The organism is Halomonas sp. LC1 (assembly GCF_030247125.1).
In the GTDB taxonomy this organism is placed as follows: Bacteria; Pseudomonadota; Gammaproteobacteria; order Pseudomonadales; family Halomonadaceae; genus Vreelandella.
In genome coordinates this window covers 297,788-322,424 of record NZ_JASSPG010000003.1, presented here as the reverse complement: position 1 = coordinate 322,424, position 24,637 = coordinate 297,788, and the positions used below count along the sequence as shown (strand labels likewise).

At 57.1% G+C, this 24,637-nt stretch carries 22 protein-coding genes; 7 read left to right on the top strand and 15 right to left on the bottom strand.

All coding sequences use genetic code 11. The annotated features are described in order from the left end of the window. Positions 1–2 precede the first annotated feature (2 nt). On the bottom strand, positions 3–944 hold the full coding sequence (locus QIT27_RS07220) for a histone deacetylase family protein (RefSeq protein ID WP_159342175.1): 942 nt from the start codon (positions 942–944) through the stop codon (positions 3–5). 106 nt (positions 945–1,050) lie between these two features. Between QIT27_RS07220 and QIT27_RS07215 the strand changes: the two genes are divergently transcribed. Further along, positions 1,051–3,798 carry a bifunctional acetate--CoA ligase family protein/GNAT family N-acetyltransferase gene (locus QIT27_RS07215; RefSeq protein WP_285263326.1) on the top strand — a complete coding sequence of 916 codons (2,748 nt, stop codon included), beginning with the start codon at positions 1,051–1,053 and terminating at the stop codon, positions 3,796–3,798. Positions 3,799–3,882: 84 nt separating this feature from the next. Here QIT27_RS07215 and pdxH read toward each other — a convergent pair whose 3' ends face one another. Beyond that, positions 3,883–4,527 (bottom strand): pyridoxamine 5'-phosphate oxidase, encoded by a 645-nt coding sequence (gene pdxH, locus QIT27_RS07210; protein ID WP_159342177.1) that lies wholly within the window; start codon positions 4,525–4,527, stop codon positions 3,883–3,885. Between the two features lie 196 nt (positions 4,528–4,723). Between pdxH and QIT27_RS07205 the strand changes: the two genes are divergently transcribed. Continuing rightward, positions 4,724–5,410, top strand: a complete 687-nt coding sequence (locus tag QIT27_RS07205) for a cytochrome b/b6 domain-containing protein (RefSeq protein WP_285263325.1) — start codon at positions 4,724–4,726, stop codon at positions 5,408–5,410. Positions 5,411–5,415: 5 nt separating this feature from the next. On the opposite strand, the gene QIT27_RS07200 is transcribed toward QIT27_RS07205, so the two are convergent. Genes QIT27_RS07200 through QIT27_RS07190 form a run of 3 tightly spaced genes read right to left on the bottom strand, consistent with a single transcriptional unit; the run spans position 5,416 to position 6,961 of the window. Next, complete coding sequence (locus QIT27_RS07200) at positions 5,416–5,811, bottom strand: DUF2069 domain-containing protein (RefSeq protein WP_159342179.1); 396 nt, start codon at positions 5,809–5,811, stop codon at positions 5,416–5,418. Next, positions 5,808–6,434 carry an NAD(P)H:quinone oxidoreductase gene (gene wrbA / locus QIT27_RS07195; protein ID WP_285263324.1) on the bottom strand — a complete coding sequence of 209 codons (627 nt, stop codon included), beginning with the start codon at positions 6,432–6,434 and terminating at the stop codon, positions 5,808–5,810. The genes QIT27_RS07200 and wrbA overlap by 4 nt, the downstream gene beginning before the upstream one ends. Before the next feature lie 8 nt (positions 6,435–6,442). Further along, a complete protein-coding gene (locus QIT27_RS07190; protein WP_285263323.1) occupies positions 6,443–6,961 on the bottom strand; it encodes a gamma-glutamylcyclotransferase family protein in 519 nt (172 codons plus the stop codon). A 135-nt stretch (positions 6,962–7,096) separates the two neighbouring features. On the opposite strand from QIT27_RS07190, the gene smrA reads away from it, so the two are divergent. Then, the gene (smrA, locus tag QIT27_RS07185) at positions 7,097–7,687 is read left to right on the top strand and encodes a DNA endonuclease SmrA (protein WP_253016391.1); all 591 of its coding nucleotides are present in this window, start codon (positions 7,097–7,099) and stop codon (positions 7,685–7,687) included. Between the two features lie 57 nt (positions 7,688–7,744). Here smrA and QIT27_RS07180 read toward each other — a convergent pair whose 3' ends face one another. From QIT27_RS07180 to metH, 4 genes are all read right to left on the bottom strand, one after another. Then, positions 7,745–8,287 carry a DUF934 domain-containing protein gene (locus tag QIT27_RS07180; protein ID WP_253016389.1) on the bottom strand — a complete coding sequence of 181 codons (543 nt, stop codon included), beginning with the start codon at positions 8,285–8,287 and terminating at the stop codon, positions 7,745–7,747. Beyond that, complete coding sequence (locus QIT27_RS07175) at positions 8,274–9,932, bottom strand: nitrite/sulfite reductase (RefSeq protein WP_159342184.1); 1,659 nt, start codon at positions 9,930–9,932, stop codon at positions 8,274–8,276. Before QIT27_RS07175 ends, QIT27_RS07180 begins: the two co-directional genes overlap by 14 nt. A 133-nt stretch (positions 9,933–10,065) precedes the next feature. Beyond that, on the bottom strand, positions 10,066–11,355 hold the full coding sequence (locus QIT27_RS07170) for an MATE family efflux transporter (protein ID WP_502875192.1): 1,290 nt from the start codon (positions 11,353–11,355) through the stop codon (positions 10,066–10,068). A gap of 46 nt (positions 11,356–11,401) precedes the next feature. Continuing rightward, positions 11,402–15,097, bottom strand: coding sequence for a methionine synthase (gene metH, locus QIT27_RS07165; protein ID WP_285263321.1), 3,696 nt, complete (start codon positions 15,095–15,097; stop codon positions 11,402–11,404). Positions 15,098–15,369: 272 nt separating this feature from the next. Between metH and nfuA the strand changes: the two genes are divergently transcribed. Both nfuA and QIT27_RS07155 read left to right on the top strand, forming a co-directional pair. Then, positions 15,370–15,975 carry a Fe-S biogenesis protein NfuA gene (gene nfuA / locus QIT27_RS07160; RefSeq protein WP_159342187.1) on the top strand — a complete coding sequence of 202 codons (606 nt, stop codon included), beginning with the start codon at positions 15,370–15,372 and terminating at the stop codon, positions 15,973–15,975. Between the two features lie 242 nt (positions 15,976–16,217). Beyond that, the gene (locus tag QIT27_RS07155; protein ID WP_253016383.1) at positions 16,218–17,852 is read left to right on the top strand and encodes a BCCT family transporter; all 1,635 of its coding nucleotides are present in this window, start codon (positions 16,218–16,220) and stop codon (positions 17,850–17,852) included. A gap of 54 nt (positions 17,853–17,906) precedes the next feature. Here QIT27_RS07155 and QIT27_RS07150 read toward each other — a convergent pair whose 3' ends face one another. Further along, entirely contained in the window at positions 17,907–18,950 is a 1,044-nt protein-coding gene (locus QIT27_RS07150) for a DNA-binding protein (protein WP_285263320.1), read from the bottom strand. A gap of 207 nt (positions 18,951–19,157) precedes the next feature. Between QIT27_RS07150 and QIT27_RS07145 the strand changes: the two genes are divergently transcribed. Together QIT27_RS07145 and QIT27_RS07140 are read left to right on the top strand one after the other, a co-directional pair. Next, positions 19,158–20,354 carry a tyrosine-type recombinase/integrase gene (locus QIT27_RS07145; RefSeq protein ID WP_285263319.1) on the top strand — a complete coding sequence of 399 codons (1,197 nt, stop codon included), beginning with the start codon at positions 19,158–19,160 and terminating at the stop codon, positions 20,352–20,354. Between the two features lie 38 nt (positions 20,355–20,392). Further along, positions 20,393–20,809: a SufE family protein gene (locus QIT27_RS07140; protein ID WP_159342189.1), complete on the top strand. Its 417-nt coding sequence runs from the start codon at positions 20,393–20,395 to the stop codon at positions 20,807–20,809. A gap of 3 nt (positions 20,810–20,812) precedes the next feature. Here QIT27_RS07140 and yidD read toward each other — a convergent pair whose 3' ends face one another. The 5 genes from yidD to QIT27_RS07115 are packed head-to-tail and all read right to left on the bottom strand — an operon-like array spanning position 20,813 to position 24,614. After that, a complete protein-coding gene (gene yidD / locus QIT27_RS07135) occupies positions 20,813–21,088 on the bottom strand; it encodes a membrane protein insertion efficiency factor YidD (RefSeq protein ID WP_217353005.1) in 276 nt (91 codons plus the stop codon). Positions 21,089–21,141: 53 nt separating this feature from the next. Continuing rightward, entirely contained in the window at positions 21,142–21,615 is a 474-nt protein-coding gene (gene hisI, locus QIT27_RS07130; RefSeq protein WP_285263318.1) for a phosphoribosyl-AMP cyclohydrolase, read from the bottom strand. Next, positions 21,615–22,064 carry a transcriptional repressor gene (locus QIT27_RS07125; RefSeq protein WP_159342192.1) on the bottom strand — a complete coding sequence of 150 codons (450 nt, stop codon included), beginning with the start codon at positions 22,062–22,064 and terminating at the stop codon, positions 21,615–21,617. The genes hisI and QIT27_RS07125 overlap by 1 nt, the downstream gene beginning before the upstream one ends. Before the next feature lie 31 nt (positions 22,065–22,095). Continuing rightward, positions 22,096–23,094 carry an alpha-L-glutamate ligase-like protein gene (locus QIT27_RS07120; RefSeq protein WP_253016375.1) on the bottom strand — a complete coding sequence of 333 codons (999 nt, stop codon included), beginning with the start codon at positions 23,092–23,094 and terminating at the stop codon, positions 22,096–22,098. Then, positions 23,091–24,614 carry an inactive transglutaminase family protein gene (locus QIT27_RS07115; RefSeq protein WP_159342194.1) on the bottom strand — a complete coding sequence of 508 codons (1,524 nt, stop codon included), beginning with the start codon at positions 24,612–24,614 and terminating at the stop codon, positions 23,091–23,093. Before QIT27_RS07115 ends, QIT27_RS07120 begins: the two co-directional genes overlap by 4 nt. Positions 24,615–24,637: the final 23 nt, after the last annotated feature.

Below are 24,637 nucleotides of genomic sequence, written 5' to 3'. Positions count from 1 at the left end.
CGCTAAGGCGCATTGGTGAAGGGCAGCCCCAAGAGGGCTTTCAGATGAGCCTCGGCACTGCTAGCCAGTGACGTTGGGTTGTAACCGCCTTCTAACACCGACACGACGCGGTTATCGGCGTAGAGTGCCGCAATTTCCATGGCAAGATGGGTCACCCAGTAGAAGTCTTCGTCTTCCAGGCAAATATCACCCATCGGGTCGTCTTTGTGGGCGTCAAAGCCTGCTGACAGCATCACGAGATCAGGTTTGAAGGCGTGTAGCGCTGGCAGCCAGTGGCGCTCGATGACGCGTCGATACTCTTCACTGCCGGTACCCGCCTCCAGCGGTGTATTCACTACGTTTTGCCACTCGCTGCGTAAGTATCGCCAGGGGTAAAACGGGTATTGAAAACTGGTGCAAATCAGCACGTCTGGGTCGTTTTTGAAAATGTCGATGGTGCCATTGCACTGATGAACGTCGAAATCGAGAATGGCGATGCGCTTAGCGCCATATGTGGCTCTGGCGTGGGCGGCCCCCACGGCAATGTTGTTGTAAAAGCAGAAGCCCATGGCATCGGATGCTTCGGCATGATGGCCAGGGGGGCGCACTGCACAGAAAACATTGTCTGCCTGACGTTTGAATACCTGATCCACACCGCGAACGACGGCACCGGCAGCCACGCGGGCAGCCTTTAGGCTGTCGGGGTTCATCATGGTGTCGCTGTCCAGCGTCACGATCCCTTCGCTGGGTAAGCACTTTTCCAATGCGTGGAGATGGCGCAGCGGATGGACTCTTGCCAGCGCTTCATCACACGCCTCTTTGGCATCCCCCTGCATGGTTTGTTGCAACAGCCCAGACAATGACAGCCGCGCGCGAATGGCCTCCAAGCGCAGAGGGCTTTCGGGGTGCTCTGGCCCCATGTGGTGCAATGCGCAGTCGGGGTGGGTAAGGTAGGCAGTGATCATTCAAGCGCTCCGGTAACGTTAGAGCCACCTTAATCGCCCCGGGGGCTTGCGCGACAGTGTCAATAAGTCGTACACAGTAGTCATTCATGTCAGGGGAGACGCATCCGTGAGCACACGCTTTTTGCATCATTTTTTCGAACCTCGCTCGGTTGCAGTGTTCGGTGCCTCTGAAAAACCGGCGTCTCTAGGTGGCTTGGTCTTGAGCAATCTCCAAGAGGGCGGCTTTCGAGGCAAACTCTGGGCCGTGAACTTGAAGGGATACGTATCGGTATTCGGTGTGGACTGCGTGCGCACCGTAGACGAATTACCCGAAATACCCGATCTCGCGGTGGTGTGTTCACCCATCGAAGGCGTCCCCAAGCTCATCAAAAAGCTCGGTAGGTATGGTGTGAAGGCCGCCTTGGTGCTCTCCGGAGGTGCCTACCTGGACCGAGAGGAGGGTAACAAAGGGTCGATTCGTCAGCGTATGCTCCAGGCCGCTCGTGAATCGGGGATTCGCGTGCTTGGGCCGGAGTGTATGGGGCTGATCGTGCCGGGTAAAAAGCTCAATGCCTCGTATGCGAGTCAGCCGGTCAAGGCGGGTCGCGTCGCGTATTTAGGCCAGTCGGGGATGCTGGCCAACGCGATGATCGACTGGGCTGCAGGCCGAGATGTGGGCTTCTCCCATTTGATTACCGTCGGGGACAGCGTGGATGTGCTGCTCCCTGATTTGATCGACTACGTGAATCAGTTTTCTCCTGCCCAAGCCATCTTATTGCACTTAGAGCGAGTCACGGACGCCCAGCACTTCATGACGTCCGTGCGGGATGCCTCCCGCAATCGCTTGGTCGTGGCGATCAAAAGCGGCCGCACGCCGCAGTCGGATATCTCCGGCATGCCCCCAACGCCAGGCATCGCTAACCGCGATGTCGTTTTCGATGCGGCCTTCGCCCGGGCGGGTGTCGTGCGGGTCAACGATTCAGATGAAATGCTCGATGCGCTGGAAACGCTATCCCGCATGAAGCCGCTGCGCGGCGACCGCTTGGCGATCGTTTCCAACGGCCTTGGGCCTGCCATGCTGGCTATCGATAAGTTGGTGAGCGCAGGAGGCAAACTAGCGGAATTTAGCCCGGAGACCCAGGCGGCGCTGCATAAAAGCCAGGTGGATATGAGTAAGCCGGGTGAGAACCCTGTGGACTTAGGCGGAAACGCAACGCCAGAGCGCTTTGTAGAGGCGCTGCAAATCGTCACCGCCGACCCTAACGTCGATGCCGTATTGGTCGTGCACGCCCCCACACGACTGGCGCCTTCCCAAGTCACGGCTCAGGCACTCATCGATCACCGCAAAACCTTCAAACGCAATTTACTCACCAGCTGGATGGGGTTGAAAGAGGCGCTCAATGCCCGCCATGTCTGCAACTTGGCCGGGATTCCCACCTACACCTCGCCCGAAAAAGCAGTGAAGGCGTTTATGCACATGGTGGATTACCAGCGCGTTCAGGCGCTGCTGCACGAAATTCCGCCCAGCCTGCCGTTTTCTACCAGCCCGGACATTCGCGCTGAGTGTCGCGCGCTGATCAAACAGGCAAAAGAGCAGGGCAGGCAGACGCTGACACACTCTGAAACGGCCCGAGTGCTGGAGGCCTACGGTATTCCCACTGCCACCAGCGCCTACGTGCACTCGCCCGAAGAAGCCTTGGTGGTCGCCGAACGCTTTCCTGGGCCAAAGGCGCTGAAAGTCGTCCACGAGGGAAACTGCCGGCCGTATCGCTACCGCAAGCATCCGCATAAGATTTCCGCTGGGCTGCTCCAAGACTTGGAAACGCCGGAGCAAGTCGCTGAGGGCGTTCGGCGGTTGGGCGATAAAGTGCAGGAGAAGTTTCCCGAACATGCCATTCGTGAGTACTGCCTCCAGCCCATGCAGCGTGGCAAACACTCGATGCAAATTTGTGCAGGCATCACACGGGACCCCGTGTTTGGGCCGCTGATCGTGTTCGGTATTGGGGGCTACAAGGTCAACGTACTGGCAGACCGCCAGGTGGCGCTGCCGCCACTCAACATGAGCCTCGCCTCGGATGTGGTAGGGCGCACCCACGCGGCGTCGTTGATCCGCGAGCACTCTGCCGACCCCGAACGTGATATCCAGCATCTGTGCCAATTATTGGTCAAACTTTCACAGATGGCCTCGGATTTGACCGACCTGCGCGGCCTGGAGCTCAATCCCTTGCTGCTAAATCGCGATGGCATGTTGGCCGTGGATTTTGCCATGGACTTAGGACACCCCGCTCGTTTTGCGATCATGCCGTACCCAGAAGAGCTTCGACAGTGGGTGACGTTGAAAAATGGCTGGCAGGTAGAAGTGCGGCCCATTCGCGCAGAGGATGCGCCACTGATCACGACCTTTCACCGGCAGCTCTCAGAGGAGAGCATTCGGTTTCGCTACTTCCATAACAAGTCGAACCTTACCCAGCGCGACCTATCGATTCTGTCGCACATCAACTATGACCGTCAGATGGCCTTTATTGCCGAGCATCAGCACGATGATGGCAGTAAGGAGATGCTGGGAGTGGTGAGGGTTTGGAACGATCCAGACAATATTCGTACCGAGTTCTCGATCATCATTCGCGATGATTTGCAGGGCCTGGGGATCGGTAGCCTGCTGATGAAGAAGATGATCGATTACTGCACCAGCATCGGCACGCTCGAAATGATCGGCAAAATCATGGTGGATAACCACCCGATGCGGGCACTGATGAAGCATCTTGGCTTCCGATGCCGTTACAACATGGAAGAGCAGGTGATTGATGCCGTGCTACGGCTAAACGAACCCGACAGCGAGTGGCAGCGGCACCGCTTGGAGAGTCAGCCGGATTAACCCTGTTCAACACCATGTCCAATAAAATGGCCTGCTGGTCAACACCGGCAGGCCACTTGCTGGATGCCGTCTTGCGCGGGATGATTAAGGCGCTAAACGGAAGCGGCTCCACTCACCGCCATCACGTCGCTCATAGCGCAAGCGGTCGTGCAAGCGGCTGGGTTGCCCTTGCCAAAACTCGATCATTTCTGGATGGACACGGTAGCCGCCCCAATGGATGGGGCGCGGAATATCCTGACCCTCATAGGCTTGTTCAAAACGTTTTTGACGCTCTTCGATCCAGTTGCGATCAGGAATCACCACGCTCTGGGTCGCAATCCAAGCCCCCAGTTGGCTACCACGCGGGCGGCTGGCAAAGTACTCGTCCGACTCCTCGGCAGATACTTGCTCCACCGCGCCTTCGATACGTACTTGGCGGGAGAGGGAGGGCCACCAGAACGTGAGGGCGGCGAAGGGGACGTTGTTCAGTTCGCTGCCTTTATGGCTGTGGTAGTTGGTGAAAAACACCATGCCGCGCTCATCGAACCCTTTGAGCAGCACCACGCGGGCATGGGGACGGCCTTGGCTATCCACGGTGGCAAGTGTCATGGCATTACCATCTTTACCTTCGCTTTCGAGCGCCAGGCTGAACCACTCATCGAACATCACGAACGGATCGTCAGGAGTGTGCGTTTCATCCAAACGCCCACCCTCGTAGTCACGCCTGACGTCGGCAATATTACGTGTCATCGGTGAAGCTCCCTTGCGGTGATAAGTTGCATTAGTGTCATGTTCGCTGGTCTACCGATAAAGCTCAAGTGTTGTTCGGTGGATGACCCAAAACGGTTGGTGCAGTGACACAGCGTTGGTGAGTGGGTGGAATCCTCCTAGGAGAACCCGTCAATAAATGAGAAACTCTACCAGTACGAGGATTGAGGATCGTCAGATGCAGAGCCGCACGACACGCATAGCCGTATGGGATACGTTCATTCGTTTGTTTCACTGGTCCCTGTTGGCAGCCGTGGTGATTTCGTTCTACACCACCAAAACGTCGGGCCAGCCGTTTCTATTTCCGCTGGAAGTGCATGCCCAGTCGGGCTATTTGATCATTGGGTTATTGGTGTTTCGCGTGATCTGGGGCCTGGTGGGCACGACGTATGCCCGCTTTGGCACGTTCTTGTACGGGCCAACTGTCACCGCACGTTATACCAAAGCGCTGATGACACGACGCGCACCACACTATGCTAGCCATAATCCGCTTGGCGGCTGGATGGTCGTATTGCTACTGGCGTCGTTGGGGTTTCAAGCGCTCAGTGGCTTGTTCTTGAGCGATGATATTTTCTTTCAAGCGCCGCTGTATGGGCTGTTAGGGGCAGGGGTAGGCGATTTATTGGGCCAACTGCATGCGCTGAATAGCGACTTACTGTTGGTATTGATCGGTGTGCACGTTCTGGGGCTGATGTGGCATACGCTTCAAGGCGAGCGGTTAGTCACTGCCATGCTTACGGGCGTCAAAAAATTTGACCGCCCCCCCGCGGATACCACTCCTGCCGCGTCTCGTGCGCAAACCCGCTATGCCATAGGTGCACTGCTGATCGCGGCAGGTGTGAGTGGCTGGTTGTGGTTCTACTGATACACTCAGCCTTTGAGGCGCTGTTGGCGGCTGCGAAAACGGGCATACCCCATGCAGCCTGTAAATAGCGCCAGCGATACCAGCGCTTCCAACACTCCGCGCATGCCCTGGCCGGGCAGCGTCGCCAGCATGACGCCTTGTGTGAAGTAGAGCAAGCTGACGAAGGCAAGCCATGCGTGCCCACGGGCACGTTGGCCAATGATCGATGGCAAGAACAGCACCAGGGGTAGGACGAACGCGACGACGGGGCGCCAATTGAACGTCTCGCCTTGCACGAAGAACCCACGATAAATTACCAACAGCAGCAGCACGCCAAAGCTAACGAGCACCAGCAGGCGTGCTTGTCGCGTCAACGTATCGAGCCCGTGTTTCTCTTCCAGCGTCTCTAACCACTGTCTCATGAAGACACCTCCTGGCGCATTTTATGTAATGCCAGCGCGAGTTTGGCGAGCCGCCTGCCTTGTGCTTTGCATAACGCTCGTTCGTGCTCGTCCACCGGGCGATCGCTGCGCGCGCCAGCCATGTGGCTGGCCCCGTAAGGCGTGCCGCCATGCTGCGTGCTCAATAACGCGGGCTCGCTGTAGGGGATGCCCGCATAGACCATACCGTGATGTAGCAAGGGCACTAGCATGGTCAATAAGGTGCTCTCTTGGCCGCCATGCAAGCTAGAGGTCGAGGTGAACGCGCAAGCGGGCTTATCGATGAGCGCGCCATTCATCCAAAGGCTGCTGGTCGTGTCGAGAAAATACTTGAGCGGCGCAGCCATATTGCCAAAGCGCGTTGGGCTACCCAACGCCAGCCCGCTGCAGTGACGCAAATCGTCCAGATCGGCGTACACCGCTCCTTCGGCGGGAATCTCGGGGTCGACGGCTTCACAGGTGGGGGAGACCGCAGGCACCGTGCGCAGTCGCGCTTCGATACCGGGAAGGCTCTCGACACCCGCCGCTAATTGGCGGGCCATGTCTGCCGTGGCTCCTGAGCGGGAGTAGTACAGTATCAAGACAAAGGGCGTGGCTTCACTCATGGCGTATCCTAAGTGGTGGGCAGGGCGACCAGGCGTTGAGCGGTCACTGGCAACGTGTCATATGGTACCAGAGCTATCCCCTGGGCAGGAGCGCTATCGAGCAAGCTGACCTCTGGAAGCCGAACGTAGATCCAGGCAGTGCTGCCATCGGCCAGCGTCTGCGTCACGCGCTCATAGCGAACGCCAAGCCGTTCATAACGATCGAGGCGCGCCAGCACACGGGGCGAAACGGTTAGCAGGAGCCCATCGACGTGGCTATCCGCACGGGCCGCAAGATCCAACCCCTGACGCTCGAATCCTTCTAGTCGCGCAGGCTCAGGGGAACCTGACGTCCCCATGACGATCCAGCGGATAGGCCAGTAGCGCAGCGTGCCGTACACGAACACTTGGTGGGTGCGCTGTTCGATGTCGGGTAGTTCTTCGGGGCGCTCATAGAACCAAGGGCTGAGCATGGTCAGCCAGAGCCAAGCGGCAATGCCCATCAATCCAGCCAACAGTGACCATACCAATCGCTTTGCCCAAATCATGCGTCATTCCTAGGTAACGTGTGGCTGTGTAGAGTGAAGAACGTCATGCCACAAGACAAGTCTTAAGCAGTGTCGGTGATTTTGCTACGATACGTAGCGTTGTCTAGGCCTTAGACCCTATCGGAGGAGCCTGTTATGAGCCAGTCACTTCGTGATGATATGGACTTCCGCGCGTTAGTGGGCGATGTGAAGCCATTGCCCAAGCGCAACCGCGCAGATACAGGTCCCCACCGTCAACGGCCATCAGAAGCCCAATTGGCCCGGCGTGAGAGCGCAGAAGAGCGTTTGGATGAGCGTAACTTTCTCTCGGACGATTTCGTCGATTTACTGCCCCCCTTCGACCCTATCGAGTTCCGCCGTGAAGGCATTCAACAAGGCGTGGTCGATAAGTTGAAGCATGGCGGATACAGCGTGCAAGCACAGCTCCATTTGTTACGGCGCCCGTTGGTGGAATGTCGGCGTATGCTGTTCCCCTTCATTCAAGAAGCCTATGCCCATGACTTACGCTCAGTGCTGATCGTTCATGGACGTGGGCGGGAGCTGGATAGTCCGGCCAACGTGTTGCGCTCTTATATCGCCAAGTGGCTCACCCAGTTCGACGAGGTGCAGGCCTACGTCTCCGCACAACCTTCAGAGGGCGGTCTGGGTGCGACCTGGGTGATGTTGCGCAAAAGCGACCGCGCCAAAGCCAATAACCGCGAGCGTCAGCAGAAACGGCGCGGTTAAACGCAAAAACGCCGACAAGGGCAAATCCTTGTCGGCGTTGTCGATATGCTAGCGGGGTTACTGGCTAGCAGCTAGGCGCTTTTCGAACAGAGCTTGGCGCTCTTCCACGTCGGTCTGATAACGGACGCTGAACGCATTGAGGGCGCGCAGTGCATCCTCAGGGTGCTGATCGTCTCGTAACGCCATGGTCGAGAAGCCGCAGCGACGCATGTAATCCAACTGATCGACCAGCACGTCGCCGACCGCACGAATCTCTCCCGTGAACCCATAACGCTCTCTCAGCAAACGCGCAATGGTGTAACCACGCCCGTCGGTAAAGGCCGGGAAATCTACGGCGACGGCAGGGGCCATCTTGAGTTCGCTGGCCAGTTCGGCGTTGAGTTCGGTGTCGCTCGCCAGTAGCGGTGCCAGCTCTGCATCATCCTGATGGCTTTGCCACAGTGCGAGTGGCACGAACGCAGGGCGCTGCTCGGGCAGTGTTTGCGCATCGTAGGAGACGCACCAAGCATTTTCAGCAGCCAGCTCACCGTTGTCGATCAAGTGATCGACATGAACCGGCGTCTGTTCTACGGCCTCGGTTTGGGTATCATTGCTGGGCATAAACACGCTCCTTAAAGGGTTTTAGGCCAATACGGCGATACGTATCCAGGAAGCGCTCATCTTCGTGACGTTCAGCCACATACACTTCGAGCACCTTCTCGACCACGCCCGGCACGTCTTCGCGGAAGAAAGAGGGGCCTAGAATTTTACCCAGCGAGGCGTCGTCCGTTGAATTACCGCCAATCGAGACTTGGTAATACTCTTCGCCTTTTTTATCGACGCCAAGGATGCCGATATGGCCGACATGGTGGTGGCCGCAGGCATTCATGCAGCCTGAAATATTCAGGTCGAGCGGACCCAAATCGTATAGGAAATCCAGGTCTTCAAAGCGCTCTTGCAACGCCTGGGCAATGGGAATAGAGACCGCATTGGCAAGGCTGCAGTAATCGCCACCGGGGCAGCAGATGATATCGTTCAATGTGCCAACGGTGGGGTTGGCCATTCCCAGCGCATCCAGTTCTTTCCAAAGCGCTTCGAGCTCGTCGACCGGCACGTCTGACAGCACCAAGTTCTGCTCGTGAGTCACCCGCACTTCACCAAAGCTGTAGCGGTCCGCCAGATCGGCCACGGCTTCCATTTGGTCGGCAGTGACGTCTCCCGGAGCATGCTCGCGGCGCTTCAATGACAGCGTGACCGCTTTGTAGCCCGGCACTTTGTGGTCGGTCACGTTATTGGTGACGAAACGCGCGAAGCTGCGGTTTTCGCTACGTAGTTGGTCGAACGCTGCCACCGCGTTGTCGGCCACCGGGCGGCGCTCCGGCTCGGGGAAGTGCGCTTTGGCGGCATCGACGGCGGCTTGATTCAACGTCTGAGGTCCATCTTTCAGATGCGCCCACTCTTCGTCGACTCGACGGCGGAACTCGTCGATACCTAGCGCCTTCACCAAAATCTTGATGCGCGCCTTGAACTTGTTATCACGGCGACCGAACTGGTTATACACCCGTACGCACGCTTCGAGATAGGTCAGCAGGTGCTGCCAGGGCAGGTCTTCGCGTACCACGTCGCCAATCATCGGCGTGCGGCCCAAACCGCCACCTGCCAATACCTTGACGCGCAGCTCACCGTCAGCATTGCGCCACAGACGCAGGCCAATGTCGTGAACCTGAATCGCAGCGCGGTCTTGGGCGGCCCCGCTTACCGCAATTTTGAATTTGCGCGGCAGGTAAGCAAACTCCGGGTGCAAGGTAGACCACTGACGAATGAGCTCGCACCAAGGGCGCGGGTCTTCGACTTCGTCATTGGCAATGCCAGCAAACTGGTCACTAGTGGTGTTACGGATGCAGTTACCGCTGGTTTGGATTGCGTGCATCTGTACCTTGGCCAACTCGGCCAAGATATCCGGCACGTCTTCGAGTGCAGGCCAGTTGAGCTGCAGGTTTTGGCGCGTCGTGAAGTGGCCATAGCCGCGGTCGTAGCGGCGCGTAATCTCGGCCAGGGCACGCAATTGCTGGCCTGCCAGCATGCCGTAAGGAATGGCGATGCGCAGCATAGGCGCGTGTTTCTGGATATACAGGCCGTTTTGCAGCCGCAGGGGGCGGAACTCTTCCTCTCCCAAGCGTCCGGCTTGGTAGCGCTCCATCTGATCGCGGAACTGAGCTACGCGCTCGTCAACCAGCGTTTGGTCGTGAATATCATAACGGTACATGTGGCACGATCCTGCTAAAAGCGAAATGGTCACGTCGAGACGGATGGTAATGTGCCGTCACCTTAACGCGGGCGTCATATTCTACAAAAGAATATATAATTATCTTTTTATCGTTAAATGCTATTTCAAACGACTATCGAAACCCTTGGGCGAGCCAGCGTCGCCGCTGCCATACCCACAAAAAACCAGTAGAGCTGAGCAGTCGGTAAAAGAGCTGTGTCAACCAGACCCCGACCAACCCGTAACCCAGCCAAATACCCACCCACCAAGCCAGTGGTAAAAAGAGTAGCCACTGCATCCCTAAGGTGAGCAGCATGACGGTGCGCTGCGCACCAGCGCCCATCAGGGCCTGTGCCAATACCAGCGCAGCGGCGTCGAGCACGATCATTAGGCCGGTAATTTGCAGGGGCAGTCTCCCTAACTGCACCAGCGCCTCATCGGTAAAGAAAATGCCCAAAATCGGCTCGGGGATGACGAGCATGGGTAACGCTAGAACAGTCAGCAGCATACCGGCAACGCTCAAGGCGTCAATGCCCCAGCGGTGGGCGGCCTGCTGATCGTCGCGGCCCAAGGCTTCGCCGACAAGGCTCATAGCAGCGACTCCCACACCGACGCCCGGCAAAATCAGTAGCAAGGAAAGATTCACCAAGACGTGACCGACCGCCACGCTCGACGTGCCGAGTTGACCCAGCAGCCAAAAAAGCACCACGTAACCGGCGGCAAACCAAAGCTGTTGCAGCGAATGCGGACACGCAAGCGTCAGCGTCGATCTAACGTCTTCCCAGGAAGGCATTGAGGAAGTGCTGGGATGACACTGCCGCCAAGTGATGCTTCCCCAGATCCCCAGCCCCAGCAGAAGTGACAGCGTGGTGCCGATCGCAGCGCCGTTCACTCCCAACGCAGGCAACCCCGCGACCCCGTAGATGAGTGCCGCACTGAGCGCCACGTTAGCCGCATGGACCACGACGATGATACGTAGATAGAGATGCGTTTGCTGCCGTCCGTTCCAGTAGCCACGTAAGCAAAGGGTCAGCGCGATGGCGGTTAGCGCGATGACGCGCCAGCGGAAGTAATCGATAGCAAGCTGCGTGACGTCGTCTGCGGGGGATATCAGATGGATCAGCGCCGGGGCTTGCCACCATGCCATACAAGAGAGCGGCAACCCTACGGCCAAACCAATGACCATGCCTGCGCGCAGGGGTTGGGTAGGGCACATGTGATTAGCGCCCGTTGCATGGGCGGTTTGCGACTGCACGCTGGAGGATAGGCCAAACACCAGCGCCGTCATCATGAACATGGCATACCCACCCATACCCACGGCGGCCAGTGCCTCCTGGCCTAAATGGCCTATCAAGGCAGCGTCGATCAAATTGAGCACGCTCTGCGAGAGCATGCCCAGCATGATAGGAAAGGCCAAACGCATGACCTTACCTTGGCGGCGAACCACTGGCGACATCCGTTCGGACGAATCAGCTAGGGTCGTAGGAGAGCACCGGCGAGAGCCAACGCTCCATCTCGGCAAGCGACATCTGCTTTCGCTCGGCCAGTACCTCGACCTGATCACGAGTGATTTTGCCCGTGGAGAAGTACTTCGACTGCGGGTGGGCAAAGTACCAGCCCGACACGGCTGCCGCTGGCCACATGGCGAAGTTCTCCGTCAGCGTCAGGCCGGTATTCTCTGGGGCGTTCAGCAAACGGAACAGCGTGGCTTTTTCAGTGTGATCCGGGCAGGCCGGATAGCCTGGGGCAGGGCGAATGCCCTGATACTTTTCGGCAATCAGCGCGTCGTTGTCTAACGTTTCTTCAGGCACGTAGCCCCAAAACTCTTTGCGCACCCGCTCGTGCATGCGCTCGGCAAACGCTTCGGCCAAGCGGTCGGTCAGCGCCTGCACCATGATGGCGTTATAGTCGTCACCGGCAGCTTCGTAGGCTTTGGAGAGCTCGTCCACACCGTGCCCCGTGGTCACCGCAAAGCCGCCGATCCAGTCGGGTTTGCCGCTCTCTTTAGGGGCGATGAAGTCAGCGAGGCTGTAGCAGATACCGTCACGGCCTTTGGTGGTTTGCTGGCGAATATGGTTTAGACGCTCGACCACCTCGGTGCGGCTCTCGTCGGCGTAGACTTCGATCACGTCATCATCCACGCTATTCGCAGGCCACAGGCCAATCACGCCGCGCGCTGTCACGTGCTTTTCATCGATCAACTTGCGCAGCATCACTTGCGCGTCAGCAAACAGGCTCTGGGCGGCTTCACCCACGACCTCGTCGTTGAGAATCTTCGGGTACTTGCCAGCGAGCTGCCAGCTCATAAAGAAGGGGGTCCAGTCGATCCGCTCGACGAGTTCTTCCAAGTCGTAATCGTCGAAGGTCATCAATCCCAGCGTGTTTGGTTTGGCAGGGGTATGAGTCGCCCAATCGGTGCGAAAGCGCCGCTTACGCGCCTGGGTGTAATCCAGGTCGGCGGCTTTGGGGCGGCGCTTGGCATTACGCTCGCGCACTTTTTCGTACTCTTCGCGAATCTCGGCCACGTAAGCCGGTTTCAAGTTGGGGGCCAGCAGCTTACCGGCAACCCCCACCGCCCGAGACGCATCGGTGACGTAAATCACCGGATGATCGTACTGCGGTTCGATTTTGACCGCCGTGTGCGCTTTGGAGGTGGTGGCACCGCCAATCAGCAGCGGCAGGTCCATGCCGCGGCGCTGCATCTCTTTGGCCACGTGTACCATCTCGTCCAGCGACGGGGTAATCAGGCCAGAGAGGCCGATGATATCGGCATTGTGGTCAATGGCGGCCTGGAGAATTTTCTCGGTGGGCACCATGACGCCAAGATCGATCACTTCGTAGTTATTACACTGCAGCACGACCCCCACGATATTTTTGCCGATGTCGTGGACATCCCCCTTGACCGTGGCCATCACGATTTTGCCTTTGGCCTGGGTATCCTCACTTTTTTCCGCTTCGATGAAGGGAATCAGGTACGCAACCGCCTGCTTCATGACACGGGCGGACTTGACCACCTGGGGCAAAAACATCTTACCCGCCCCAAACAGGTCACCGACCACGTTCATGCCATCCATCAGCGGGCCTTCGATCACCTCGATGGGGCGAGCAGCTTGTGCACGGGCTTCTTCCGTATCGTCTTCGATATACGCTGTAACGCCTTTCACCAGCGCATGCTCGATACGCTTGTTGACCGGCCAGCTGCGCCACTCGAGATCCTCTTTCTTCGCGGCACCGCTGCCGTCACCCTTGTACTGGTCGGCGATGTCCAAGAGACGTTCGGTGCCGTCGCTGCGACGGTTGAGCACGACGTCTTCTACGGCTTCACGCAGCTCGGCGGGCAGATCATCGTAGACAGCCAGCTGCCCGGCGTTGACGATACCCATGGTGAGGCCCGCACGAATGGCGTGGTAAAGAAATACCGAGTGGATTGCTTCACGTACCGGGTTGTTGCCTCGGAACGAGAACGACACGTTAGACACGCCGCCGGAGATCATGGCGTGGGGCAAGTGTTCACGAATCCATTGGGTGGCTTCGATGAAATCCACGGCGTAGTTATTGTGCTCTTCGATACCTGTAGCGATGGCGAAGATGTTCGGGTCGAAAATGATGTCTTCGGGCGGGAAGCCGATCTCATCCACGAGCAGCCGGTAAGCGCGCTCGCAGATTTCGGTTTTGCGCGCAAAGGTATCGGCCTGGCCCTCTTCGTCGAACGCCATGACGACAATGGCGGCACCAAAGCGACGGCACTTGGTGGCCTGTTCGCGGAAGGCGGCTTCACCCTCTTTCAGCGAGATCGAGTTGACCACCGCCTTGCCCTGTACGCACTTCAGGCCCGCTTCGATGATGTCCCACTTCGAGGAGTCGATCATGATGGGCACACGGGCAATGTCCGGCTCGCCAGCAATTAGGTTCAGAAAGCGCACCATGGCTTCCTTCGATTCCAACATGCCTTCGTCCATGTTGATATCGATGATCTGCGCGCCGTTTTCGACCTGCTCTAAAGCCACTTCAAGTGCCGTGGTGTAATCTTCCTCTACGATCAGGCGCTTGAAGCGGGCCGAGCCGGTGACATTGGTACGCTCGCCCACGTTGACGAATAAAGAGTCGGCTTCGATGTTGTAGGGTTCGAGGCCTGACAGACGGCACGCTTTGCTGCGCTCGGGCACTTGTCGAGGCGCCATGGGGCGCACGGCCTCGGCAATGGCGCGGATGTGCTCTGGCGTCGAGCCGCAGCAGCCGCCAATGATGTTGACCAAGCCGCTTTGGGCAAACTCGCCGACGATCGCGGCCATCTCTTCTGGAGTTTGGTCGTATTCACCAAATTCATTCGGCAAACCCGCGTTGGGGTGGGCAGAAACGAACGTATCGGCTTTAACGGAGAGCTCTTCCAGATAGGGGCGAAGCTCTTCGGCTCCCAAGGCACAGTTCAAGCCTACCGAAAGCGGGTTCGCATGACGGATGGAGTTCCAAAAAGCTTCCGTGGTTTGCCCGGATAACGTACGTCCTGAGGCATCGGTAATCGTGCCGGAAATCATGACCGGCAAACGACGGCCGAGATCATCGAACAGCTCTTCCAACGCATAAATAGCGGCTTTGGCGTTGAGCGTATCGAAGATCGTCTCGATCATGATCAGGTCTGCGCCGCCGTCGATCAGGGCACTGGCCGCTTCGTAATAGTTTTCTCGCAGTTCGTCGAAAGTGACGTTGCGTTTGGCGGGATCGTTCACGTCGGGTGAGAGAGATGCCGTGCGTGACGTTGGCCCGAGAACCCCAGCCACATAACGCGGCACATCGGTTTCCGCGGCGACGGCGTCGCACACCTCACGCGCCAAGCGTGCCGATTCGCGGTTGAGCTCAGGCACCAGATCTTCCATGCCGTAGTCGGCCTGGGACAACCGGGTGCTGTTGAACGTGTTGGTTTCCAATATGTCCGCGCCAGCTTCCAGATAATCACGGTGGATACGGGCGACGACGTCCGGACAGGTTAGCGCCAGTAGATCATTGTTGCCTTTCAAATCCGACGGCCAATCGCGGAAGCGCTCTCCGCGGAAATCATCCTCGCTGAGTTGAGCATTCTGCAGCATGGTGCCCATGCCGCCATCCAGAATCAGAATGCGTTGGGCAAGGCGTTGGGTAAGGGAAGCAGTCAAATCGCTAGCAGCCATGGCAGGGGAAAATCTCCAGCGTCTCAGTCGGAAAGGGTATTTTTATCGTCGTCGTCAGTCATTGAGCGGCGGCTATCATACCAAAGGGCACACCATAGGGCAGCAAGCCTGGTCGTGAAGTTATTGCAGCATCTTTATTAGACGTGCTCATAAAGCGCGGGCAATAGCCGACTAAAACACTCGGGATTGTGTCGGCACGCGGTTTTGCTTACCATAGGCACAAATGACATGTGAAGTGGCCTTGCCACTACCACGGGAGGATAACATCCCTTATGACCACGACTATCGAAGCGCCTGGTATTGATATTACCGACAGTGCACAAACCTACCTCGCCGAGCTGCTGGAAAAGCAGAACGTCGAGGGGATTGCCGTACGCATTTTCATCACTCAGCCCGGCACACCTTATGCAGAAACCTGTCTGGCCTATTGCCGCCCTGGGGAAGAAGAGCCGACGGACGTCAAACTCGAACTCGAGAAGATCAATGTCTTTCTCGACAAGAACAGCCTCGCATTCTTGGAAGAAGCGGTGGTCGACTTCAATGCTGACCGCATGGGTGGCCAGCTAACCATCAAGGCGCCCAACGCTAAGATGCCGAAGGTCAATGCCGATAGTCCGCTCGAAGATCGCATCAATTACACGCTCTATAGCGAAATCAACCCTGGTCTGGCGGCCCACGGTGGTGAGATCAAGCTCGTCGAGCTGACCGAAGACAAAGTCGCGATCCTGGCCTTTGGCGGTGGTTGCCAAGGGTGCGCCGCAGTGGACCTCACGCTCAAAGACGGTGTCGAGAAAACATTGATGGACCGTATTCCCGAGCTTGCCGGTATCCGCGACGTGACCGACCACACGGATACCACGAACGCCTATTATCGCTAAGCCTATGGCTGCCCATTGGCTTGGTAGACACTGAGCTAAAGGCAGCAGAGCGTCGGTACAAAGCCCAGCAGAGCACTGCTGGGCTTTTTTATCGTTAGCGTTTCATCATTCGAGCCACTAAAGCGCCGTCTAGCGATCAACGATGATTCCATGTAAAACTATTGTAAAGCTATTCCCTGGGCGATGATGCCTAGCGGGTTCCTACAAAGTGCCATGGAGAGACGGCCATTAAACGCTCATCTGTGTTTTCTAATATTCATAAACCTATCTTTTTCGGATCGCTAGGCCTGCTGCTGGCGGTGACGCTGCCGCTCATTCTGTTTCCAGAGATGGGGCGGGTGTGGGTGATGGCGGCGCAAAGCTTCGTGACCACCAACTTCGGCGTGCTCTATCTCGCCATGGGCGTCGCATCGCTGGGCTTCATGTTCTACATCGTGTTTAGCGACATAGGACAGATCAAGTTAGGCGATGTCGATGCCGAACCAGAGTTTTCGCTGCTATCGTGGGGCGCGATGCTGTTTGCTGCAGGCATTGGTGGGGCGGTCGTCTTCTGGGGCATGGTGGAGTGGATGTATTACCTGCAAAACCCGCCTTTCCATGTCGCGCCTTTTTCCGAAGAGGCAACCGCCTGGGCGGCTACGTATGGCATGTTCCACTGGGGGCCGATTGCATGGTCGATCTATCTCGTGCCGGCATTGCCCATGGCGTACTTTCTTCACGTGCGTAAACACAAAGTGCTGCGTATCAGTGAAGCCATTCGCCCCGTGCTGGGTGAAAAGCTGGCTCGAAGCTGGTTGGGTAACATTATCGATATTCTGTTTATTTTCGGCATGCTGGGTGGCGGCGCGACGTCGCTGGGTATTTTGGTGCCTCTTATCAATGAAGGGCTTGGCAATCTATTCGCTTTCACGCCCAATGCCAGCAGCCAAATTGCCGTGCTAGTGGGCACAACGGCCATCTTTGCCGTGAGTGCCTGGCGTGGCCTGAAGGGCGGCATCGAAATGCTGTCGGACATCAATATGTGGCTGGGCCTCGCCGTACTGCTGTTCGTACTGGTAATGGGACCAACGGTGTTCATCCTGGATACGGGCCTGAATTCCATCGGCTTAATGCTCAGCAACCTGATCGAAATGGCGACATGGACCGAGCCGTTTGGCGCGTTGGGTGGATTCGAGGACACTGGTTTCCACCAGTCATGGACGATTTTCTACTGGGCGTGGTGGCTGGTGTTCGCGCCGACCGTGGGGCTATTCATTGCGCGTATTTCGAAAGGGCGCCGTATCAAGACCATGGTGGCGGGATCGATTTTCTTTGGCTCGCTGGGTTGTGCGCTATTTTTCATCATCCTCGGCAACTACGGCCTTTATCTGCAGCTATCCGGCACGCTGGACGTCATTCAAGTGATGAACGAACAGTCGGCGAATGCAGCCTTCTATGCCGTGCTTAGCCAGTTGCCGCTGTCTTGGCTCGTCACGCTCGCGGTGGTGATACTGCTGTCGATTTTTACCGCCACCACGTTCGATTCCATTGCCTACATTCTTTCGTCCGCGGCCGAGAAGAAACTCGATAAAGAACCTGCGCGCTGGCATCGTCTGTTTTGGGCCTTTACGCTATCGCTACTGCCAATGTCACTGCTGTTCTTGGGCGGACTGCAAACGCTGCAGACCGCCAGTATCGTTAGCGGCGTACCGCTACTGTTGATTGCCGTGCTGTTGATGATTTCCATGGTGCGCGCAGCGCATTACGATCTGCGTTATCAGCCCGATTACGATGACCCTGAGATCAACATCGAAGAGTTTCCAGAAAACGACCCCTGGACGGAGAAGGGTACGTGGGAACTACCTGAGGAACAGAGCGGCGAGCCGAGCCAGTCTTAACACGGCTACGGACCCTCGTCGCTCCCATCCTCGAGTCATGCTTGGCCATCCCGCTTATCGGGATGGCTTTTTTGTGTCTGACGTATCATCGCTGCTACTGATCAGCGTGTTAGGCAGATCCGCTAGCTGTGCTTGCAGTGACGCCATGCGCTGCCATAACTGCTCTTGCCAATGGTCACTGTCTCGCGCCTGTTGTTGATGTGCTTCCAGCGCCTGCGTAGCTTTGTCCAGGCTCGCCTGCAGCTCATTGCGCTGTGTTAGTAGCTCTGCATTGTGGCGTTCCAGCTCTGTCAGGCGCTGCTTATGAGCGCTGTTTTCTTGCTGGTAGTGATGAATCGCATCGTTTTTTTGCTGCAACTCCTTGGTGAGTGCCTCTGCACGCTGCTCCCATTGCTGTAAGCGCTTTTGTAGCGCTTTCTCTTCTTGAGCGCGCTCTTGTCGCAGCGTGTCCAACAGCGCCATCAATTTACCTTCCGACGCTTCGTTGCGCTGCTCCTCTTGGGCCAGACGCTGCTCCCAAGCCGTTTGCTGCGCGGCCTGTTGCTCACTAAAGCGTTGTTGATCCGTTTTGAGCGCGCGCTGTGCTTGATCGAGCTGCTCGCGGTAGTGGATGACTTCCTGAGCCGCTTTTTCTGCCTGCTGCTGCCAATGACGCTCATGGGTCTGGCTCTCGCCAAGCTCGCGGTGCAGCGCCTCTAGGCGCTGTTCGGTGTGGCGAAGGTGCTCGGCCAGGGCGCTTTCACGCTGTTCGGCATTGGCGGCCTGTTGAAGCGCTTCGGCGGCTTCTTGCTGTGCGCTCTCCACCTGACGATTGGCATCTTCTCGGTAGTGCACAAGTGCTTGATTGGCTACTTCTTGCGCTTCGCGCCATAGCTCGCTGGCTACATTGACCACGACTTCCGGCACGCCTTTGGGTGGTGGTACGTCGCGATTCTGCTCGCGCTCAGTTCGCCATAGCCGGAAGTGTTCGCTGATGGTCGTAAAACTGCCGGTGCCGAGCACCTCCCGAATACGCTGCACGCTGGGGGTATCCCCACGGGCCAGTAGCGTATCGATAGCTTGTTGAACATCACTGTACTGAATTCCGCTGCGCGCCATGGCGTGATCCTTATGCGTTGAGTGACATTGCTTGAACGGCATTGTCCTGACTTTACAAGCAAAACACAATTATTACATATTACATAAAACGTAATTTTATTTATTTAACGGCAGTGAAATTCAAGATTACGCCTATTATCTTGAATTTATAGAATCGTAGCGTCACACTTAACGCATTGAATGGATGACGACTAAAAGGGCGCTGAGATGCCATTAGAAACGACAAAGAATGGGCACAGCCTCGATCTCTCCTCTGCAATGCCAGTGAGGGAGGAGGGGCACTGGCTGACAAGCCAATCTGTCTCAGCGCCTACCCAGCCCCCACGTATCGAGGCAGAAAACGACCATCAGGCCGTGTTGCTGTGGCTTACGGAGTATCGTGACAGCCCGCAAACGCTCAAAAGCTATCGGCGAGAGGCCGAGCGACTGCTGCTTTGGCTAGCCAGCCAAGGTAAAGGGTTGCGTGATATGAACCGTGAGGCGCTGCGCCAGTTCGAAGCTTTTCTAGAAGACCCTCAGCCACGGGCAGCGTGGGTAGGGCCGTCAAAACCTCGTGAGCATCCTGAATGGCGCCCCTTCAGAAGCGGTCTGTCACCCGCGAGTCGTCGGCAAAGCCTGATCATTCTGCAGGGCTTGTTTAGCTGGCTGGTGGAGGCTGGCTGGGTAGGGCACAACCCTTTCGTGCTGATGCGTGACAAAGCGCGGCGCATGAACAATCAGTCGCAGGGCATAGAGCGCTACCTGGAGCAACCGCTGTGGGCCTGGTTTTGGCAGTGGCTGAACCAGCCTCCGCAGAGCGATGACGCGCGGCTCGTTTACGAGAGTTCACGAAGACGCTTCATCTTTAGCTTTGCCTATCTTTTGGCACCACGCATTAGCGAGATGGCCAACGCCCGCATGGATGACTTTCATCGGATAGAAGGGCGCTGGTGGTGGAGGGTAGTCGGCAAGGGCAGTAAGCAGGCTCGCATACCCGTGCCTGCGGACATGCTGGAGAGCCTGCAAGCATGGCGAGTGGCGCTAGGGCTCAAGGCAGAGCCAGGCTACGACGAGCCAACCCCGGTGATTCGTGCGCTGGATAAGCGCAGAGGCATTAGCGATAACCAGCTCTATCGATTGATGAAAGACACCTTTGCCAACGCCGCGAATGCGCTCGAAATGCAGGATGGCCAGCCTGCCTATATCGAAGCACTTCGACGGGCAACGCCTCACTGGCTGAGACATACAGCGATCACTCATCAGGCCCAGTCCGGCGTTAGCCTACGCTACTTAGCGGAAAGTGCTCGCCATGCCAAGCTAGATACCACCAGCCGCTACTTACATACCGAAGCCGATGAGTGGCATCGAGAGCAGCAGCGCCACCGCTTGAAAACGCCGCCAAAAACAGGGGCTGAAACGTTATAATAGCCCCGACTGTGATTCATTAACCCAAAGGATACGTCATGGCAACTTCAGGCGCAGAGCTAGCCCAACAGGAGCTAGTCGAAGAGTTTGAGATGTTTGATAACTGGATGGATCGTTATCAATACATTATTGATATGGGCAAGCAGCTGCCTGACTTTCCGGAAGAGCGTCGTACCGACGAGTTTAAAATCCAAGGCTGCCAATCCAACGTGTGGATGTGCCATGAACAGGCAGGCGACAAGCTGGTGTTCAAGGCTACGTCGGATGCGGCTATCGTATCAGGGCTGATTGCCGTGCTGCTGCGTATCTACAGTGAGCGCACAGCCGAAGAGATCAATCAGACCGAACCGCACTTCTTGAAAGATCTCGGGCTGGATAAACACCTATCGCCTACGCGCAGTAATGGCCTGCATGCGATGTTAGAGCGTATTTATCAGGTGGCTAAGCAGGGGTAAGCATTAGTGGCGGCAGGAGGACGAACCGCAGCGGTTCGCAGGGCAGTCGTCATCATCTTGGCATAGCGTTTCGCTGCGCCCGCCAGGCACCGGGTCCATGCCCCCCGGATGGCCGGGGTGGCATTTCACGATGCGCTTGGCGGCCATCCAGCCGCCTTTGAGAGGGCCATGCACTTGGATGGCCTCGATGGTATAGGAAGAGCAGCTTGGCCAGAAACGACAGCGCGGACCCAACAAGGGGCTAATGGTGTATTGATAGACGCGAATGCAGCCCACCATCAGTGCGGTCAGCAGCCTGCGACCGCCTCGCTGCAGGGCCTGCCATCCGTTTTTCACGACGTTTTTGGACCATATAGCGTTGCCGGGTCGATCATCGGCTCACTGGTGATTTCTGCGCTTTCTACCCCTAGTGCGACATAGAAACAGCTGCGGCGGCCGGTGTGGCAGGCAGGCCCTGTTTGATCGACCTGCACGAGCAGAGTATCGCCATCACAATCCAGGGCGGCGCTCACTAGGTGCTGCTGCTGACCGGACGTTTCCCCTTTACGCCAGAGCGTTTGGCGAGAGCGGGAGAAGTAGCACACTCGCTGGGTGAATAGCGTCTCTTCCAGGGCTTCTCGATTCATCCACGCCATCATCAATACCTCACCGGTATCGTGCTGTTGGGCGATGGCGGGAATCAGGCCGTCGTCATTGAAACGCACGGCATTCAAGAGCACGTCCATTGAGGGCAGGGTGTCTTGGGGGGAAGCAGACTCCAGCGCTTTGAAAAGCTGCTGAGGCGCCAGTTGGTCAAAGTGAGACATTAGGCATTACTCGTGGGTCGGCACGCTTGGCACAAGCCCTGAAGCTCGATGGTTTGGCGCTCGACATTGAAACCTTGACGTTTCGCAAGCGCGGCCAGCTGATCGCTAATTTCATCCAAGTGCAATTCTTCGACGTAGCCACACTGGCGACAGATGAGCAGCTGGAAGCCATGGGTGTGCTCCGGGCACGCGCAGGCCACGTAGGCATTCTGCGACTCGATACGGTGCACCAACCCCTGCTCGATGAGAAACTCCAGCGCACGGTAAACGGTGGGCGGACGAGCAGCGGCGTGCTCGGTAGAGAGCTGATCCAGCAAGTCGTATGCTTTGAGCCCTCCGCCATTTTCTGCGATAAGCTCGAGCACCCGGCGGCGTATCGGAGTAAACCGAACGCCGCGCGTGTGGCACTGAGATTCTGCTTGCTGCAATAGCGTATTGGCTTCAGTCATTAGATAACTCGTTGAACGTCACGGGTGTAGTCTACGCCGTTGCCGAAGGTGTGTCAGGGGTCTCGACCAGCTCACTCTTGCGCGCAAAGTGGTGTTGAGCAAAAGCAACACGCTTCGCCACTGGTACGTTATCAGGCTGACGCTCAATCAAGTCCAACCGACGCCGTAAGCCTTCGCCGTTGGTCATCTGAATCGCCAAACCGGGGCGGGCGTTGAGCTCCAGTAGCATTGGCCCGTGTTTACGGTCCAACACCATGTCGGTGCCCAGGTAGCCAAGTCCGGTCATCTCGTAGCAGCCCGCCGCCAGATGCAACAGCGTTTCCCACTGGGGTACGACCAGACTGGCCAAGTCGTGCCCCGTATCGGGGTGACTGTAACAGGGGCGGTCAAACTGCACACCACGCAGCGCTGCACCGGTGGCAATGTTCAACCCCACTCCAACGGCTCCTTGGTGAAGGTTCGCCTTGCCATCGGAGGCCGCCGTAGAGAGGCGCATCATCGCCATGACTGGATACCCTTTGAAGACGATGACGCGAATATCGGGCACACCTTCGTAGGTGTACTCAAGCAGGCTTTCATCAAAATTGATCAGCGTTTCGATCACGGCCACGTCGGGGGAACCACCGAGGGAGTAGAGCCCCGAGAGGAGGTTGGAAACGTGGCGTTCTATATCGCTGATCGTCAGGCTAGCACCGCTGGGCTTGTAGAACAGGCCATTCTCTACCTTTTCAATGACCAAAATCCCTTTACCACCGCTGCCTTTGGCGGGTTTGATCACGAATCCCGCATGGCCTTCCAGCATGTCGCTGATATGTTGAACGCCAAACTGTGTCGTGACCGTGCCAATCAGTTCAGGGGTGGTGATGCCGTACTGCTGAGCCAGTAGCTTCGTCTTTAGTTTGTCGTCCACGAGCGGATAGAGCCGACGCGCGTTATACCGCCCGATGTAGCGAATGTTGCGCCGGTTCATACCCACGATGCCTTTATCCCGAAGACGGGTAGGCCACGTCCAATTTTTCAGCCAACTCATGACGGCTTCTCATCTTCGGTGATGGGTTTGAAACGACGCAGCTCCAGCAAGCGGTAGCCCGTGTAGTTCCCCAGCAGCAGGATGAACGCCATCAAAATGAGCTGCACACCCAAGAAGTTGAACGTGATATGGCGTACCCACGGGTTATTCATCGCCAGGAACGCCAGTACGGCGGTCAACAGGCTGCCACCCCCTTGGATGAGTACCTGTTTCGGGCCTTCCTCTTCCCACAGGATCGACATCCGTTCGATGGTCCACGCCAAGATGATCATCGGGAAGAACGTGACCGTCAATCCGGCGCTCAAGCCCATACGATAGGCCAGCACGGTGAAGATGGAGATGATGGCGATGACCGTAATGATGACTGCCGACACCCTCGCCACCAGCAGCAAATTCAAATAAGAGAGGTAGTTACGAATGATCAAGCCGACGGCAACGATCAGCAGGAAGCCAATCAAACCGGTCAACAGGGTGGTTTGGATGAAGGCCAGTGCAATCAGTACCGGCATGAACGTCCCTGATGTCTTCACACCCACTAGCACACGTAGGAACACCACGACCAGCGCGCCAATCGGAATCAAGAGAATCGTTTGGAACAGTGCTTGCTCTTCTAGTGGCAGGCTGTGGATCGAGAAGTTCAGCAGCGTGTCGTCCGAGTAGTGGTTACGGACCGCCGCTGACGCCGGCTGGTAATGGGTTAGCATCGAGAACGAGACGCGAGAGTTGGTGCCGCCTTGCACTTCGAGTACCGCGCGGCCGCCGGTTTCCCATAGCAGCAGGTTATCGGGCTGACCCTGCTCGCCCGTGGCGGGATTGAACAGCGTCCATTCTTCAGCGTCTTGGTCGAATACTTGGATCCAACTGCTCAACGTTTGACGACGGCGACCGTCCTCGAGCAGCAGGCCGCTGACTTCTCTAGCTTGCACGCCTGCCTGGTTCAATAGGCGAACGATCAATGCGGAAGGCTGCATTTGCGTCAGTAACAAGCGTGCGTTTTCACCTTGCCGCTCGCCGTTGATATCGAGGATCAGCTCTCGAGCAAAGGTAGCGTTATTAGCGCTGCGATCCCAGGCGCGGTCGATCAACTGGGTAGCCGCCGTATCATAGGGGCTTTCCCAAGGAGTCACCGACGGAATACCCGGCGGTGTTTGCACCGGCGAACGAGAATCAGGTGATACCAGCATTTGGACCGAGTAGTAAAGCTGCTGGCTGCCCGCAGCGTCACGAATGGTCCACTGGGCTTGGCGGCCAAGCTCATCGGCTTGATAAGCCAGCCCGTAGCCAGAGGACGCCGTATTTTCGGTTAACACACGGAACCCTGCTTGGTGAGACGGCAAGGCTAAATCGACTTGCACCGGGCCATTTTGGGCGTTGAAGTTAATGACGGCTTCGATTTCCCATACTTGGCGCTGCTCGCCTGGAAACCAGGGGATCTCAAACTGCAAATGGCGATGCACGCTGGCAACGATGCCAACCAGCAGCAGCAACCCAACGATAAAATAAAATGGCAACCGTGACATGGTGATTCCTTTCAGCGTAAAGC